This window comes from Alteromonas sp. NFXS44, assembly GCF_040148705.1.
GTDB lineage: Bacteria > Pseudomonadota > Gammaproteobacteria > Enterobacterales > Alteromonadaceae > Alteromonas.
Genome location: NZ_JAGDEA010000008.1, coordinates 405,452 through 422,669, shown reverse-complemented (window position 1 = coordinate 422,669; position 17,218 = coordinate 405,452). Strand labels below are relative to the sequence as shown.

Sequence of the window (17,218 nt, the reverse complement as noted above, 5' to 3'; positions counted from 1 at the left end):
AATGCAACGGGATGATTGCTTCAAAACTCAGGGATCTAATGGGAACACAGTTTCAGGAGTACTTTCAATCATTTTGGGTTTTTCGTACAATGCCGCTCCGAAGATGCCAGCATAAATATTGATGACCCTTACTGCCCTCGGAATAAACCACAAAACTGCACCTGTTGCGTTACGCGAAAAAGTCGCCTTTACACCGGATTCTCTGGTGTCTGCGCTCGCCTCGCTGAAGCAGATAGACGGTATTGAAGAATCTGTCATCGTGTCTACCTGTAACCGCACTGAAGTCTACGCGAAAGGGGCCGGTGAGGCGGCATTGCTGCTCGACTGGTTATCTGCCTTTCATGATGTGAAACGGGAAGATATTGAACAGAACAGCTATCTTTACCAGCAGGAAGACGCAGTAAAGCATGTTATGCGGGTAGCAAGCGGGCTGGATTCGTTGATCCTCGGTGAGCCGCAAATTCTCGGACAGATTAAACAGGCATTCAGTGACGCAAAGCATTCCGGTACTGTGGGGGCAGAGTTCGAGCGGTTATTCCAGCACACGTTCTCTGTGGCTAAAAAAGTACGCTCTGAAACAGAAATTGGTGCTAACGCAGTATCTGTGGCCTTTGCTGCGGTGCAACTGGCCAAACATATATTCAGCGCATTACCAAAGCGTTCAGTATTGCTGGTAGGTGCCGGCGAAACCATTGAACTGGTTGCCCAACATTTAAAAGAGCAGGGTGTTCAGCGTCTTGCCGTTGCCAACCGTACCGTAGCCAGAGCTGAGAATCTGGCGGCGAATCTGGGCGCAGATGTGCTCACACTGTCTCAGTTGCCTGAACATCTTCACGATTTTGATATTGTCATCAGTTCTACAGCCAGCCAGTTGCCATTGATTGGTAAAGGGATGGTGGAAAAGGCCTTGAAGCAGCGCCGTAACATGCCCATGTTTCTTGTTGATCTGGCGGTTCCCCGTGACATTGAGTCTCAGGTTAATGAACTCGGCGATGCCTACCTTTATACTGTTGATGATTTGCAGCATATCGTTGAGCAGAATCTAGCTTCCCGTGAAATGGCCGCGCAGGACGCTGAAAAAATCATCGATGATCAGGCTTCCGTATTTTTAAGCTGGAAACAGGCGCAGCATTCCATTGATTTGGTGCGTCAGTACCGTCAGAAAGGCATCGCATCCAGAGATGAGCTGGTCGCACGGGCGATGAACCAGTTGTCGGAAGGCCGCAACGCGGAAGACGTTGTACAGGAACTGGCCTATAAACTCACCAATGCGTTGATGCACGGGCCTACCCGTGTATTGCGGGACGCTGCACACGAAAATAATGCCGCGCTGACTCAATGGCTGGGTCAGGCGATGGATCTTGCCGGTAACGGGCAGGACAAAGAAGGGTAAAACAGAATATGAAAGAATCGGTGACCAGAAAGCTCGAGAACCTGGTGGAAAGGTTTGACGAGGTTCAGGCATTGCTTGGTGATCCCGGTACGATTTCCAATCAGGATAAATTCCGTGCGTTGTCAAAAGAGTTCAGTCAACTGGAAGGTGTTGTTAAAGGCTTTAATGCTTTTCAGCAGGCTGAAGAAAATCTTGCTTCTGCGCTGGAAATGATGGAAGAAAACGATGCCGAAATGCGCGAAATGGCGCAGGAAGAAATGAAGCAGGCAAAAGAAGACATTGCACGCCTTGAAAGCGAACTGCAAATTCTTCTGTTACCTAAAGATCCCAACGACGACCACAACTGCTTTCTGGAAATCCGTGCCGGTGCCGGCGGTGATGAGGCGGCTATTTTTGCCGGTGACCTGTTCCGTATGTACAGCCGCTATGCTGAATCAAAGGGCTGGCGCGTAGAGGTGGTCAGTCAGAACGAAGGTGAGCACGGTGGCTTTAAAGAAGTCATTGCTAACCTTTCCGGTGAAGGCGTTTACGGTATTATGAAATTTGAATCCGGCGGACACCGGGTACAGCGTGTGCCGGAAACTGAATCTCAGGGACGTATTCACACGTCAGCCTGTACCGTCGCGGTATTGCCTGAGATCCCTGAGTCTGAAGCCGTTGAAATTAATCCGGCAGATTTGCGTGTTGATACCTTCCGTGCATCCGGTGCCGGTGGTCAGCACGTTAACAAAACAGACTCTGCTATCCGGATGACTCACATTCCAACCGGTCTTGTGGTTGAGTGTCAGGATGAGCGTTCACAGCACAAAAACCGTGCTAAGGCCATGTCTGTACTGCAGGCCCGTCTTAATCAGCTCGAAGAAGAAAAGCGGGCGAAAGAAGAGGCTACCACCCGCCGCAATCTGGTGGGCAGTGGTGACCGTTCTGAGCGTATCCGTACTTACAACTTTCCCCAGGGCCGTGTGACTGATCACCGAATCAACCTGACCCTGTACCGTCTTGATGAGGTCATTGAAGGGGATCTGGCTGCGCTGGCTGATCCTATCCGTCAGGAACACCAGGCCGATCTGCTGGCTTCACTGGCAGACGAATAATGTCAGTCACCATTGCCTGTGCACTTCAACAGGCAAAAGAAGCGCTGGCAGGCGGTGAGTCTCCTGCCACCGACGCAAAAGTACTGCTGGCCCATGTACTGGGCCAGACACAAACCTGGTTGTACACCTGGAGTGATAAAGTACTTAAGGACGAGGAGCTTAACCGCTTCAGACAGCTCATCAGTGAAAGAAAAACAGGCCGGCCGGTGGCGCACCTGACCGGTAATCGCGATTTCTGGACACTGACACTCAATGTGAATCCTACCACGCTTATTCCGCGTCCGGAAACCGAGCTGCTGGTGGAGAAAGCGCTGGAACTGCTTCCTTCTGAGCCTTGCAATGTGTGTGACTTAGGCACCGGAACAGGCGCTGTGGCGCTGGCACTAGCCAGCGAAAGACCGGACATTCAGGTCACCGGTACAGATCGCATTGAAGAGGCTATCGACCTCGCTAAACAAAATGCAGCACTGAATCACATCACCAACGTCTCTTTTATCGTCAGCCACTGGTTTGATGCCCTGAAAGATAAGCAGTTTGATATGCTGGTGACCAATCCCCCTTATGTGGAATCAGACAGTCACTATCTGCAACAAGGTGATGTCCGCTTCGAACCCCTGTCAGCGCTCACCGCCGGTGAGGACGGGCTTGATGATATCCGGCTTATCATCAGTCAGGCATCAGTATGTATTAAGCCAGGCGGATGGCTGCTTATTGAACATGGCAGTGAGCAGGGCGGTGCAATCCGCGGGCTGTTTAATGACAGCGGTTACACCATGGCAAACACCTTTGCTGATCTGGCCGGTCTTGACCGGATAACTATTGCGAAAAGACCTGCTTGCGAATAATTCCTCTTACAGTATGCTTTAACCGGCCTTTTATAAAAATGGAATGCTGTAAATGACTGATGATTTCCTGTTTGCGGACGATGACGACGAGGAATTAACAGAGGAACTTGGCGTCTGGAAGGTGCTCATTGTTGACGATGAGCCGGAAGTACACGCGGTGACAAAACTGGCGTTGAGCGATTTTGTGCTGGATGATAAGCGGCTGGAATTTGTCAGCGCCTATAGCGGCGAAGAAGCCAAAACCTACTTTCGTGAAAATGACGATGTGGCTGTGGTGCTGCTAGATGTGGTGATGGAAACCGATAATGCCGGGCTTGAAGTCGCAGAATACATCAGAGAAACACTGGATAATCATTTTACCCGCATCATTCTGCGGACCGGACAACCCGGACAGGCACCGGAACGGGATGTGATTGTTGATTATGATATTAACGATTACAAGTCAAAAACCGAACTCACCGCGCAGAAGCTGTTTACTGTCATGATTGCGGCATTGCGATCGTATCGCGATATCGTCGTGATTGAGGAAAGCCGCGCCGGTCTTGAAAAAATTATTGATGCTTCCGCCGACCTGTTCACTTCCCGATCCCTTGAAAAATTCATGCGGGGTATCATTCAGCAACTTTCCTCTATTCTCGGATTCTCTAAAGACGCCGCCTATATCACCAATGCCGTGGCGGTGCCGCGACCTGTAACGCAGTCTTTACCACAGGAACTGTTCGTGTTTGCCGGCAATGGCGAATATGCCGGTCAGGAAGGGAAATCGTTAATTGATGCGTTGCCGGCAGAAGCGTATTTGTTGTGCCAGCGGGCGTTAAAAGAGCAGAGCATTATCTTTGGCGAAGATTATGTTGTGGCTTACTGCTTCAGTAAGCACTACAAGGGGTCATTACTGTATTTATCCGGCATCCCCCGTAAGCTCAGCGAGACAAATATGCATTTATTGCAGTTGTTCTCAGAAAATGTGCAGCTGGCATTTGAGAATGTGCTTATCAGCCAGGAAGTGGAAACCACCCAGCGGGAAATCATTGAGCGGTTGGGTAAAGCCATGGAACGTGACAGTGAAACCAGCAAGCATATCCGCAGAATGGTCGATATGGCTGAGTTACTGGCACGATATGCCGGGCTGGGCGAAGCACAAATCATGACGCTGCGGCTTGCTATTCCGTTGCATGATGTGGGAAATGCACATATTTCGTCACAAATTCTGACAAAAACAGATGTACTGACGGAAGAAGAACGGTTTGCCATCCGCCAGCATGCGGAATTTGGCTATCAGATATTAAAAGACTCAGACAGTCCTACCATTCAGCTGGCTTCCGTACTTGCTAAAGAACATCATGAACGGTGGGACGGACAAGGCTATCCTGAAGGACTGAAAGGTGAAGAAATCCAGCTGGAAAGCCGGATCGCGGCTATCGTCGATGTGTTTGATGCACTGATGAACAAGCGCCCGTACAAAGAAGCCTGGTCGCTGGAAAAAACCGTCAGCACGTTGAAGGCGGAAAGCGGACGGCATTTTGATCCGCAGCTGGTCAGCTATATGCTGACGAATATTGGCCGTTTCGAAGAAATTCAACGCCGGCTGGCGGACGACATATCACAATAATAAAGAGGTTGTTATGTATTTAATGGCTAAGCATTTGCACCTTACGGCCATCGCTCTCAGTGTATTTCTGTTTATTTTCAGATTTATGCTGTCCCAGTTTAACAGTGAGTTACTGACCAGAAAGTGGCTTAAAATTCTCCCTCATGTCATCGACACCTGCCTTCTAGCCAGTGCGCTATGGCTATGTTTTCTTATTGGCCAGTATCCGTTTGTGCAGGGCTGGCTGACCTTCAAAGTGGTCGGGCTGGTGGCCTATATTCTGATGGGGATGTTTGCGCTTAAATGGGGGCGGAACAAGCCACTGCGCTGGATCGGTTTTATCGGTGCATTAACCTGGTTAGGGTTAATCGCCAGGGTTGCAATATCAAAGCAACCGTTGTTTTTTTAATTTGGAAGTAAATAATGACACAGTCCCGTACTGAAATTCAGGTTGGCGATATTACTGTTGCTAACGACAAGCCGTTTGTATTATTTGGTGGCATGAATGTGCTTGAATCCCGTGATTTGGCAATGCAAATTGCTGAACACTATGTGGAAGTGACGACACGGCTGGGCATTCCATACGTATTTAAAGCCTCTTTTGATAAAGCAAACCGCTCTTCTGTAACGTCTTACCGCGGACCGGGCATGGAAGAAGGCTTAAAGATTTTTGAAGAAATCAAATCTACTTTTAATGTACCGGTGATCACCGATGTTCATGAGCCTCATCAGGCGGCCCCTGTGGCGGAAGTCGCAGATGTTATTCAGCTACCGGCCTTTCTCGCCCGCCAGACCGATCTGGTGGTGGCAATGGCAGAGACCGGTGCGGTCATTAATGTGAAGAAACCCCAGTTTCTGGCTCCCCATGAAATGCGTCATATTATTGGTAAACTCGGGGAAGCCGGTAACGATAAAGTGATCCTGTGTGAACGGGGTAGTTGCTTTGGATATAACAACCTGGTTGTCGATATGCTGGGCATGGATGCAATGAAAGCGTATGCACCTGTAATTTTCGATGCAACTCATGCGTTGCAGATGCCGGGAGGCAGAGCTACTTCAGCAGATGGCCGCCGTGCACAGGCTGCACAACTGGCGCGTAGTGGTATGGCTTTAGGTCTTGCAGGTTTATTTATCGAAGCGCATCCGAATCCGGATGAAGCGAAATGTGACGGACCCTGTGCGTTGCCATTGTCAAAGCTGGAACCGTATTTACAGCAAATGAAAGCGTTAGATGAACTAGTGAAGGGGTTTGCGCCGCTGGATACCAGTGCAAACTAAATGAAACGCTGAAGACGGTGCCCGGCAACACTGTTGCCGGGCACCGAATCAGGTGTGAAAAAGGGCTTATTCGCTGCGATTATCTTCCTTAGCGTCGCGATTGTCTTTTTCGTTCATCGCGATAAGTGTATCGGCAACGTGCTGTTGCACTTCTGCGGCCAGAACAGCCTTAACTTGTTCCTGAACACTGACCATTTCTACAGTCAGTTCAAGGGTATTCATAGCAGGTACCACAGGCATAGAAGCCGGCAGTTCCTGAGAAATAGTTGGGTAAGCAGTGGTCGCCGCTAAGATAACAGCCATCTGGCTGAAGAATTTTTTGAATTTAGTCATATCACACCTAATAAAATTAATTTAAAATTCGTTAACAAATTGAGCTTTCTTGTTAACATTGCACTTGTCTAACTGATTGATTGAAAAGTGCTGTGCTTTGAAAGCGTGCGAATAATAAACAGATTTTGCTCGTCTTTAAAACGAGTAAAAGTAGGGTTTAAGGATTAGAAAAACTAATGCTTTATCACGTTGGTCATTTAGCTGCCGGAGGGAAGCGTGCATAGACGTTTGCCGCCGCTGAATGCGCTGAAAGCCTTTGAAGCTGCCGCCAGGCACCTGAGTTTTACCAAAGCCGCCGAAGAATTATTCGTTACCCAGGCTGCTGTCAGTCATCAAATTAAAGCGCTCGAAGAATTCTTATCAATGAAATTGTTTCTTCGCCGTAACCGGACGTTGCTCCTTACTGAAGAAGGACAGGCCTATTTTCTTGAGCTGAAAGATATCTTTAAACATCTTCAGGAAGCCACAGAACGATTGCTGGCAAAAGGCAGTAAAGGAGCGATTACCGTTGCTATGCCGCCTAGTTTTGCCAGCCAGTGGCTGGTACCCCGTATCAGTCGTTTCAGCGTTGAGCATCCGGATATTGATGTTCGTATCAAAGCCGTAGATTTCGATGAAGGGTTTTTAGAAGACGATGTGGATGTGGCCATTTATTACGGTAAGGGCCGCTGGAGCGGTGTGAAAGCCGATAAACTGCATACCGAGTATCTTACTCCGTTGTGTTCTCCCATGCTGTTTAACGGCCCTAAACCACTGAACAGCCTGAGTGATTTGAAACACCATGTTCTGTTGCACGATTTAAGTCGTGAGGCCTGGAAAAACTGGTTGAAAAGTGTCGGCGTGTCCGGCGTGAATGTAAACCAGGGCCCGGTGTTCAGTCACTCCATGCTGGTGCTCCAGGCGGCTGCGCTGGGGCAGGGCATTGCACTGGGTAACACTATTCTTGCCCGCCCGGAACTGGATGCCGGCCGTCTAATCATGCCTTTTGAAGAAAAAGTTGCCAGTCGGGATGCGTTTTATCTGGTTTGTGATGAAGCGCAGGCAGATTTAGGTAAAATCGCCGCGTTCAGAAGCTGGATATTAGCGCAGGTTGAAGAGGAACAATATGATGTCTGACATGATCACGGACCGGGCAGAGAATGAGGTCGCCGTTTTAATCCTCGCTCATGGTGCCGGTGCGGGAATGCAGTCTCCCTTTATGGCAGATATGGCTGCCTTACTGGCAGCACAGGGGATTACGGTGGCACGTTTTGATTTTCCTTACATGCAGACCATAGCGGAAACCGGTAAACGCAGGCCACCGGATAAAATAGAAAAACTGGAAGCTTTTTATAAAGATCTGGTAGAGCAGGTGACTGAAAATAGCTCTTCGCCGGTATTTATCGGCGGCAAATCTATGGGCGGTCGTGTGTCGACGATGATTCTTGAAGCAACAGAGGCGAAAGGAGCGGTGGTGTTTGGTTATCCTTTTCATCCTCCCGGCAAGCCGGAAAAACTGCGCACGGAACATCTGGTGAAGATGACAAAACCTGTATTCATTAATCAGGGCGAGCGGGACACCTTCGGTACGCAAAGCGAAGTTGACGGTTATAACCTGTCGGGTCAGGTCACTTTGCATTATCTGGCTGACGGCGACCACAGTCTCAAGCCCCGTAAATCCAGCGGTTATACATTAAACGAACATATGCAGCAGGCGGCATCAGCTTCAGCCGCTTTCATTAACAGGCTTATTTCATGTTAAAACCTTTTCTACTTACCGGTGCCATTGCTGCGCTCGCCGCCGTGATATTCGGCGCGTTCGGTGCGCACGCGCTGAAGTCAATGCTTAGCGATTCACAACTGACGTCATGGCATACCGCTGTGGACTATCAATTTTATCATGCGCTGGCGTTACTGATTTTGCCGGCACTACGACACGCCGTGAGTAACAGGTTATTAAGTACTGCCGGTATTTGTTTTGTTGCCGGCATTGTTTTGTTCAGTGGCAGCATCTATTTACTCACCTTGCTGAAATGGCGCTTTCTCGGACCGGTAACGCCACTTGGCGGTTTATTCTTTATGATTGGCTGGGTGGCACTGATCACCGGTGTCGTAAAAGGAAAGTGGCATGAATAGTTTGCTTATTTATTGCCGCAGCGGTTATGAAGCTGATACCGCCGGGGAACTGACAGCATTGTCCTCTGAAGCCGGTATTTACGGGTATCCGGTATTTACGCCTGACCAGGGCTTCATTTTGTTTCATTTTTATGAGCAGGGCGATGCTGACCGGCTGGGTCAGCGTCTCGCTGTGGCTGATACCATTTTTCCCCGACAGATTCTGGTGGTCACCGCTCATCTTGAAGATCTCGACAAAACGAACCGGGCAGGTCCGGTACTGGCTGCCATCAGTGATGCGGACACGGATGAGTGGAAAAACACCTTATTGTTCGTCGAGCATGCCGATACTGAAGCAGGAAAAGCGCTGGCTAAATTCTGCCGTAAGTTCACTGTGCCACTGCGGCAAGGCTTAAGAAAGCAGGGAGCGCTGACATTTAAAGAAAGAGAAGACGGCAGGGCATTGCATGTTTTCTTCACTGATTATGACAATTGTTTCGTGGGCCATTCTTATCCGGCCATGCGCAGTCCCTTTGCAAACGGTATTTGTCGTCTGAAATTTCCGCCGAAAGCACCCAGCCGGTCGACTCTCAAGCTTGAGGAGGCCATTCTGACCATGCTTGACGATGAAGAACGCCGGGAAATTTTCCGTGAAGGCGCCCGTGCGGTAGATCTGGGGGCGTGTCCGGGTGGCTGGACGTATCAACTGGTGATCCGTGAGATGGGCGTTGAGGCCATTGACAACGGGGCTATCGACGAAGAACTCATGGCAACAGGATTAGTGGATCATTATGCGGCAGACGGTTTTACTTATAAGCCAAAATATGGCCGTGTAGATTTGCTCGTCTGTGATATGATAGAGCGCCCTGATCGGGTGGCGGTGCTGATGAGTGACTGGTTAGAGAAAGGCTGGGCAGACCATGCCATTTTTAATCTGAAGCTCCCGATGAAAAAACGCTATGACACAGTGACCGCCGCATTAGGGGAAATCCAGACGCGTCTTGGTAAAAAAGCGGCCGGCTTTACGATTAAAGTCAGGCACCTTTATCATGATCGCGACGAGGTTACTGTTACTGCCATAAAAGCGTAATTTCGCTATTGTGGTGGTATCTTATTGATTTAAAATATAAAACTAAAGGCTTGGCGCGGAACTGCTGAATAAGTTTTAGACTTTTTTCGCAAAGGACTATAAATCTGGTATTGAAATCCTTTATAATCCCGCCGTTTTTTTACTCTGAACCAACGAAAGTGAACTAATGTCAGACTTATCTCTTTACAGAAACATTGGTATTTTTGCCCACGTAGACGCGGGTAAAACTACTACTACAGAACGTATTTTGAAGCTCACCGGTAAAATTCATAAAACCGGTGAAGTACACGACGGTGAGTCAACTACTGACTTCATGGAACAGGAAGCTGAGCGCGGTATTACTATCCAGTCTGCTGCGACTACTTGTTTCTGGAAAGACCACCGTATGAACATCATCGATACTCCGGGACACGTTGACTTCACTGTTGAAGTTTACCGTTCTCTGAAAGTATTGGATGGTGGTATCGGTGTTTTCTGTGGTTCAGGCGGTGTTGAGCCTCAGTCTGAAACTAACTGGCGTTATGCTAACGAATCAGAAGTTGCCCGTGTAATCTTCGTAAACAAACTGGACCGTATGGGTGCAGATTTCTACCGTGTTGTTGGCCAGGTTAAGCGCGTTCTTGCAGCTAACCCACTGGTAATGACCCTGCCAATCGGTATCGAAGACCAGTTCAAAGGTGTTGTTAACCTGCTGGACATGAAAGCATACGTCTGGGATGACTCTGGCCTGCCAGAAAACTACGAAGTAGTTGATATTCCGGCTGATATGGTTGATAAAGCGAACGAATACCGTGAGCAAATGATCGAAACTGCTGTTGAGCAGGACGATGACCTGATGATGGCGTACATGGACGGTGAAGAACCTTCTCTGGAAGACATCAAGCGTTGTATCCGTAAAGGTACGCGTGACATGTCATTCTTCCCGACTTACTGTGGTTCTGCATTTAAGAACAAAGGTATCCAGCTGGTTCTGGACGCAGTCATTGACTTCCTGCCTTCACCTACTGAAGTTGATCCGCAGGACCTGACTGACGAAGAAACTGGTGAACCTACTGGTGAAGTAGCGACTGTATCTGTTGACGAGCCTTTCCGCGCGCTGGCGTTCAAAATCATGGACGACCGTTTTGGTGCACTGACCTTCATCCGTGTCTACTCTGGTAAGCTGAATAAGGGTGACACCATCCTGAACGCTGCTACTGGTAAGACTGAGCGTATTGGTCGCATGGTAGAAATGCACGCCGATGAGCGTACAGAACTGACTTCTGCGCAAGCGGGTGACATCATTGCTATCGTAGGTATGAAGAATGTTCAGACCGGTCACACACTGTGTGATCCGAAGAACCCTTGTACACTAGAGCCAATGATTTTCCCTGAGCCGGTTATCTCTATCGCTGTTAAGCCTAAAGATAAAGGCGCTAACGAAAAGATGTCTCTGGCTATCGGTAAACTGGTTGCAGAAGATCCTTCATTCCAGGTTGAAACTGATGAAGAGTCTGGTGAAACCATCCTGAAAGGTATGGGTGAACTTCACTTAGATATCAAAGTAGACATCCTGAAGCGTACTTACGGCGTTGAGCTGGAAGTAGGTCAACCACAGGTTGCTTACCGTGAAACTATCACTACTCCGGTAGATGACAGCTACACGCACAAGAAACAGTCTGGTGGTTCTGGTCAGTTCGGTAAGATCGATTACCGCATCAAGCCAGGCGAAACCAACACTGGCTTCGTATTCAAGTCTACCGTTGTTGGTGGTAACGTACCTAAAGAATTCTTCCCGGCTATCGAGAAGGGCTTCAAAGGTATGATGAACGAAGGTCCTCTGGCGGGTTACCCTGTACTGGACGTTGAAGTTGAACTGTACGACGGTGGTTTCCACGCGGTTGACTCCTCGGCGATTGCGTTCGAAATCGCAGCGAAAGGTGCATTCCGTCAGTCTATGCCTAAAGCCGGTCCTCAGCTTCTTGAGCCAATCATGAAAGTTGACGTGTTCAGCCCTGACGACAACGTAGGTGACGTAATCGGTGACCTTAACCGTCGTCGCGGTATGATCAAAGACCAGGAAGCTGGTGCAACAGGTGTACGCGTTAAAGCAGACGTACCTCTGTCAGAAATGTTTGGTTACATCGGTCACCTGCGTACTATTACATCTGGTCGTGGTCAGTTCTCTATGGAATTCAGCCACTACTCAGCATGTCCTCAGAACGTAGCTGACAAAGTAATGGAAGAAGCGAAAGCGCGTAAAGCAGCTAAGTAATTCTTCTGTAAAGCTTTAAAAAACCCGCCATCCGGCGGGTTTTTTATGGCCTGGAAAAACTGTACTAAACCTGTACTTGCGATGACTCCGGCAGCTGATACATTTAAGCGGCTTAAAGGAGAGAGTTATGCAATGGATAGTTCACACACTCGCGACAGTGATCCCCCTCGGCTTTATCGTCTACTGGTTATGGTTCAGAAACGCCTGGTACAAGTCCATGCTTCGCAAAGGGAAGCAGGGCTGTAAAGATACCATCGCCATTTATCCCACCGTCGCCTCATTGCTCAGGATGGAAGCGGCTGTCGTTGTACCTGTCAGCCGGGTAACCAAAGTCATCATCACAGCGCGTTGCATTATATTCTATGCCGGCCCCTGTAAAATTGCTGAATTATGGTTGCTTGCAGGGCAGTCATCAGAACTGGCTGAAGGGATCCATGAGTATTGCAGCCACGCTACTGTCAGCTATGTAACTTATTATCCGCGGCAAACTCTGGCGGAAAGCTGTCGTTTTCAGCGATATTACGGCATGGATGTGGTCAGCTTTAATGACGGGCAGTATTTCGCACCCGCCGGCAGAGTTGTTTCGCGGCTTCACGAATCGCCGTTACCGGAGGAGCCTGATGAGGATGATATTGATACTGTTCAAACAATCTGGTCAGACTGGCGAGATCGTTTGCTATAGCCTCCGGCACTTTATGCTTACAGTATTCATAGAATTGTCCCGGACTGCGGTTTTCCCGTTGCAGGCCAAATTTTTGTTCCAGTTTCTCAACCGCGCCAAGATAGTACTTCTTCTCTCTGGCAATGTGACTTCGTTGCCATCCCGGTACAAAGTATATAATTAGCAGCGCGCCTGTGAACAATAGCAGGCCGGCTGCAAATAAGCTGAGCTTTAACGGCGTAATACCATTTAAAATACGGTCTAGAATGTCCGTTTGTTTATCATTGTTATAGCCTAAAAACCAGCGGCTCCAGAGAAAATCCATTTGCGCACTCATGTTGCGCAATGCATCGAAGAACGCAAGCTGACTGATACCGTTTAACGGGTGATCGCCCTGAATCTCTGTCGAGAATCTTGCTGCCTGCTCAAAACCGTCGAAAATTCGTGAAGGCGCAACCATGGTTGTCGGATCGTAGCTTTGCCAGTTCATCCCGTCAGTTTTTGCTTCTACCCAGGCGTGAGCGTCGTACTGATACACATTGACGGTTTCATCATTGATAGGCGTGCCACCCTGATAACCTGTCACAATGCGGGCGGGGATACCGGCAAGCCGCAGTGCAAATGTCATCGCACTGGCATAATGAGCACAAAATCCCTGTTGATGGTCAAACAGGAAACTGTCTACCGGATCATTAAGCATGGGTGGTGGTGTTAACGTGTAACTGAAAGGCTTGTCATTAAAATAACGCATCAGTGCTGAAACAAATGCACGGTTATCAGGATGCATCTCTCTGAGCCCGTGTACCCATTCCCTGGTTTTCTCATTACCTCTTTCCGGCACTTGCAGGTTCAGCGTATTGTCCAGCGCCGCATTCCCCTGACTTCGCGGGGAGTCAGGGTAGGAGGCAACATAATAAGCATAGCGGCTGAACAGTGGCTGTCTTGATGTTAGCTGGTATTGCCAGCCCTGCCACAATTCCCGTTGACTGGCTGCACTGTCCGGTACAGCAGTGTCTAATGCAAATAACCAGGATTTTTTGGTGGGTTCGGCAATGACTTCATAGCGGACAGGCTCACCGCTGAGGGCTGGCCGGAACGGCTTATTCATATACCGCAATTGGGTTTCTGCGTATTGCCTTGTTTCACTGACTGACCACGATTTTCCGTCAAAATGTTCCAGCGTCAGTGCACGCCAGTAAAGCTGTCCTCTGACCGGAACAGGCGTTGAGAATGTGGCACTGAATGCCAGCTTTTCAGACTGTGCGAGATTGGCAATGTCACCCGGCGTAATGGTTTCTGCCAGCCCGGTTTCTGTGGATTTGCCTTCCGGTATTTTCCATAAAGGGGGAAGCCGGGGCATAAATACAAACAAAATAACAGCAAGAGGCAACGCCTGAAAGAACAGAATAAAGGTTTTCTTTTGTCTGAATTGTCTGGTTGACGACGGTGTGTGGGCAGACAACAGAATATACAGTAAGAACAGAAACAGGATGCCGTAAAATAAGGTACAGGCCAGCGACTGATAGAAAATGAAACCGCAGGCCAGCAGGAATATGGCGCAGATAAAAAGTTGATAGAAATCCCGTCGCTTACTTAACAACATTAATTTTAGCGCACAGGCCAGCAGCAGCAGGTTAACCATAATATGCAGGAAATCCATACCGTCACTGGTGGTGATCAGTGCTGTTCCCGCCAGCAGGGCAAGTAAGTTGACCATACGCTTTCCGGGCATATGGTTGTACCAGCCGAGAAACAAAAATCCTCTGACAATGCCGGCACATAAACAAAGCAGTAGTACCCACAAATGAATATCGCTGAACAGGGAGGCTGCCAGCACCACAAAGAAAACGGAAGTCAGCATACTTTCACGGTTCCCCGCAATCGGCAGGCTTACAGGCATCATGACGGTGTGTCCTGACGGAAAAGGGCCAGCGCTTTCAGACAGGCCTGTTTGTGCTGTTGTCCGCAGCCCGGCTGAATAACCAGATTATCCAGTTTCAGGCCAAATTGTGTGCCGGTTGCTGACAGTTGAGTGACCTGCCAGCTCAGCACCGATAGCGCCGTCTCTGTATCCGTGCGTAACTGACGGATATCCAGATAGCCGCTGACCGGCTGTTGATCAGTGAAAATTTTATTTACACGGTCACCGCCTTTGGCGACCCGTTTCCATGCAACGCGGTTTAACGGCTCTCCGCTCTGCCAGGGCTGGAGTGCAAAGAAGTCGTCGGTGCCATTTTGCACCTGCTTGCCGGTACCACTGCGGGCATACCATTGAGACAGATCGGCGTGCTCGGGCTTTTTCTGCGGATAGACTAACAGCGTCTGATTAAAATCAGGATGGGTCCAGCACTTCACCAGTCCGAGGGGAAAAGAGGAGGTGACGGTCACTCTGGGCAATCTCATGATGCCCCGTTTATCTGCCTGTATTGCCAGATGATGAGATTTTTTTCCCTGTTCGAGATCCAACGTTCTGCGGTCAATATCACCGTACCATCTGATTTCCATCAGTCCCCGCAGAGATTTTCCTTCAGCGGCGTTAATATCTACTGTCATAAATCCATTTTCGCCGGCGAACACGGGTTTTAGCTCCCTTGCTGACAATCGTATCCCTGATATATTTTTGTAGGCAGTGAACAAGGTGATAAGGAAAAGGCTTAACAGAAACTGGCAAAGAAAAAGCAGAAGATTATTCTGATAGTTAACCGCAAGCAGAAACAGACAGGCGGTCATCATCAGGTAAAACCAGCCGAAGGTACCCGGGAAGATGAAGATATTTCCATGATGTAACTGATGAACAGTGTCCGGCGGCATTCTCTTAGCCAGCCATTTTAAAGACCATGCTCCGAAAGTTCTTCTCATCATCCGCTTGTCAGGCTGCCAGCGGGTCCACACTGTTCAGCAACCGCTTACTCAGTGTATTTTCTTCGATGGATTCGTGATGAGTACCCCGTAATCTGTGTTCCGCCACGGCGGCAAAAATAGCCTGAACATCTTCAGGGACGATGTAGACGCGGTCGTGAATGAATGCCCAGGCTTTTGCTGCGTTTAACAGGGCACGGCTTGCCCTTGGGGAGAGGGGTTGCGGATAACCACTCTGTTCCCGGCTCTGATTTACCAGATTAAGGACGTATTCCAGTACGGTTCCACTGCAATGCACATCGTTGACCTGTTGCTGATAGCGGAGCAGAGTGCGGGGATCAATTTTTTCCGCCAGCGGACCTTGTTCTCTGCCACCTTGCTGCTGCAACATAGCTTTTTCCGCTTCTCTTGAGGGGTATCCCAGAGATATGCGCATGAGGAAACGGTCCAGCTGTGACTCCGGCAGAGGATACGTTCCGCTCTGATAGCCCGGGTTTTGAGTGGCAATTACGAAAAAAGGTGAGGGCAGCGGATAAGTGGTGCCGTCAACGCTGACCTGGTTTTCTTCCATGGCTTCAAGCAGCGCACTTTGTGTTTTCGGTGACGCGCGGTTAATTTCATCTGCCAGGATCAGTTCGTTGAATACCGGACCGGGGTGAAACCTGAATTCGTGCTGCTGCTGATCGAACACGTTCACCCCCAGCATATCTGCGGGCAGTAAGTCTGACGTGAACTGAATACGGGAATAAGACAAGCCGAATACATTTGCAAGCGCATGAGACAAAGTGGTTTTGCCCATGCCCGGTAAGTCTTCAATCAATAAATGACCTTTTGCCAGCAGGCAGGTTACAGCCAGCTTCAACTGTTGAGGCTTGCCAATAATATGCCCTGACAGTGCGTCTGTGATCGTCTGAAATTCTGTTCGCATGGGGTTTTCCCGCAACCGGTTTGTCCTTATTTATACATGCTAGCAATTCTGAAGGGAATTGCTGTTATCCTGTTGATACCTGAGTATAGACACGGTGTCTGCGCCGGGTGATATAAATTACCTGAGTGAACCTGATTTAGTGCTGTTATCAATACCCTTGTTGTCTATAATGGACCGGTTTATTAAGGAAGTACCATATGAAAATCATTGAAATTGATGATGAGCTGTATACGTTTATAGCAAGTCAGACAAAACACATCGGCGAAAATGCGTCGGACATCTTGCGTCGTTTACTGCTGGGTGATGCTGAAAGTAACGAAGTAAAAGCAGCACCTGTAAAGGCGGCTCCCGCGGTGAAAAAAGCGGCTCCTGTTAAAGCCCGTCAAACGAAAACACCATCACAGTCAACAACGGTTTCTGCCCCCCTTGCTGTAGAGCACGGCAGCGGAGATATCGAAGCGAGACTCACCAGTGCTGCACTGGCGCAATACACCAAACGGGTTGATCTGTTTCTGTTTATTCTGTCTGAACTTCATGATTTGCACAGCGATACTTTTGCAAATGTTGAACAAATTAAGGGTAAAAATCGTATTTATTTCGCAACCAGCAAAGACGCGTTGCTGAGTACGGGAAGCAGTACTAACCCTAAATCTATTCCTGACTCACCCTACTGGGTAGTGACAAATAACAACACTGCTAAGAAAGTAGCGATGTTGGAACAGGTAATGAAAACACTGGGATATAGCGACGAAGCCACGCAAACGGTTATCGCTAAATTTGCTTAATACCCCTGGTTAGCAA

16 protein-coding genes are annotated in these 17,218 nt (G+C 48.9%); 12 read left to right on the top strand and 4 right to left on the bottom strand.

The window, feature by feature from the left end; all coding sequences use genetic code 11:
* The first annotated feature begins 121 nt into the window (after positions 1-121).
* The 6 genes from hemA to kdsA are packed head-to-tail and all read left to right on the top strand — an operon-like array spanning position 122 to position 6,198.
* The gene (hemA, locus tag J3369_RS12865) at positions 122-1,393 is read left to right on the top strand and encodes a glutamyl-tRNA reductase (protein WP_349587476.1); all 1,272 of its coding nucleotides are present in this window, start codon (positions 122-124) and stop codon (positions 1,391-1,393) included.
* A gap of 8 nt (positions 1,394-1,401) precedes the next feature.
* Positions 1,402-2,487, top strand: coding sequence for a peptide chain release factor 1 (gene prfA, locus J3369_RS12860; protein ID WP_349587473.1), 1,086 nt, complete (start codon positions 1,402-1,404; stop codon positions 2,485-2,487).
* Complete coding sequence (gene prmC, locus J3369_RS12855; protein WP_349587470.1) at positions 2,487-3,332, top strand: peptide chain release factor N(5)-glutamine methyltransferase; 846 nt, start codon at positions 2,487-2,489, stop codon at positions 3,330-3,332. The genes prfA and prmC overlap by 1 nt, the downstream gene beginning before the upstream one ends.
* A 52-nt stretch (positions 3,333-3,384) precedes the next feature.
* A complete protein-coding gene (locus tag J3369_RS12850) occupies positions 3,385-4,941 on the top strand; it encodes a DUF3369 domain-containing protein (protein WP_349587468.1) in 1,557 nt (518 codons plus the stop codon).
* 13 nt (positions 4,942-4,954) lie between these two features.
* On the top strand, positions 4,955-5,329 hold the full coding sequence (locus J3369_RS12845; RefSeq protein ID WP_303574140.1) for a SirB2 family protein: 375 nt from the start codon (positions 4,955-4,957) through the stop codon (positions 5,327-5,329).
* A gap of 14 nt (positions 5,330-5,343) precedes the next feature.
* Complete coding sequence (kdsA, locus tag J3369_RS12840; protein WP_119501746.1) at positions 5,344-6,198, top strand: 3-deoxy-8-phosphooctulonate synthase; 855 nt, start codon at positions 5,344-5,346, stop codon at positions 6,196-6,198.
* 66 nt (positions 6,199-6,264) lie between these two features.
* Here the strand turns inward: kdsA and J3369_RS12835 are convergent, their stop codons facing one another.
* Complete coding sequence (locus J3369_RS12835; protein ID WP_349587464.1) at positions 6,265-6,531, bottom strand: hypothetical protein; 267 nt, start codon at positions 6,529-6,531, stop codon at positions 6,265-6,267.
* Positions 6,532-6,747: 216 nt separating this feature from the next.
* Between J3369_RS12835 and J3369_RS12830 the strand changes: the two genes are divergently transcribed.
* The 5 genes from J3369_RS12830 (at position 6,748) to fusA (ending at position 11,969) form a co-directional block, all read left to right on the top strand.
* Positions 6,748-7,647 carry a transcriptional regulator GcvA gene (locus J3369_RS12830; RefSeq protein WP_349587462.1) on the top strand — a complete coding sequence of 300 codons (900 nt, stop codon included), beginning with the start codon at positions 6,748-6,750 and terminating at the stop codon, positions 7,645-7,647.
* Complete coding sequence (locus J3369_RS12825) at positions 7,640-8,272, top strand: alpha/beta family hydrolase (RefSeq protein ID WP_349587459.1); 633 nt, start codon at positions 7,640-7,642, stop codon at positions 8,270-8,272. The genes J3369_RS12830 and J3369_RS12825 overlap by 8 nt, the downstream gene beginning before the upstream one ends.
* Positions 8,266-8,646 carry a DUF423 domain-containing protein gene (locus tag J3369_RS12820; RefSeq protein ID WP_349587457.1) on the top strand — a complete coding sequence of 127 codons (381 nt, stop codon included), beginning with the start codon at positions 8,266-8,268 and terminating at the stop codon, positions 8,644-8,646. Before J3369_RS12825 ends, J3369_RS12820 begins: the two co-directional genes overlap by 7 nt.
* Positions 8,639-9,715, top strand: coding sequence for a 23S rRNA (cytidine(2498)-2'-O)-methyltransferase RlmM (rlmM, locus tag J3369_RS12815; protein ID WP_349587455.1), 1,077 nt, complete (start codon positions 8,639-8,641; stop codon positions 9,713-9,715). The genes J3369_RS12820 and rlmM overlap by 8 nt, the downstream gene beginning before the upstream one ends.
* Positions 9,716-9,881: 166 nt before the next feature.
* The gene (gene fusA / locus J3369_RS12810) at positions 9,882-11,969 is read left to right on the top strand and encodes an elongation factor G (protein ID WP_349587452.1); all 2,088 of its coding nucleotides are present in this window, start codon (positions 9,882-9,884) and stop codon (positions 11,967-11,969) included.
* A 542-nt stretch (positions 11,970-12,511) separates the two neighbouring features.
* Here the strand turns inward: fusA and J3369_RS12805 are convergent.
* Genes J3369_RS12805 through J3369_RS12795 form a run of 3 tightly spaced genes read right to left on the bottom strand, consistent with a single transcriptional unit; the run spans position 12,512 to position 16,417 of the window.
* Entirely contained in the window at positions 12,512-14,533 is a 2,022-nt protein-coding gene (locus J3369_RS12805; RefSeq protein ID WP_349587450.1) for a transglutaminase TgpA family protein, read from the bottom strand.
* Positions 14,530-15,492 carry a DUF58 domain-containing protein gene (locus tag J3369_RS12800; RefSeq protein ID WP_349587447.1) on the bottom strand — a complete coding sequence of 321 codons (963 nt, stop codon included), beginning with the start codon at positions 15,490-15,492 and terminating at the stop codon, positions 14,530-14,532. Before J3369_RS12800 ends, J3369_RS12805 begins: the two co-directional genes overlap by 4 nt.
* 7 nt (positions 15,493-15,499) lie before the next feature.
* A complete protein-coding gene (locus J3369_RS12795) occupies positions 15,500-16,417 on the bottom strand; it encodes an AAA family ATPase (protein WP_349587445.1) in 918 nt (305 codons plus the stop codon).
* A gap of 197 nt (positions 16,418-16,614) precedes the next feature.
* On the opposite strand from J3369_RS12795, the gene seqA reads away from it, so the two are divergent.
* Entirely contained in the window at positions 16,615-17,202 is a 588-nt protein-coding gene (seqA, locus tag J3369_RS12790; RefSeq protein WP_349587443.1) for a replication initiation negative regulator SeqA, read from the top strand.
* Positions 17,203-17,218: the final 16 nt, after the last annotated feature.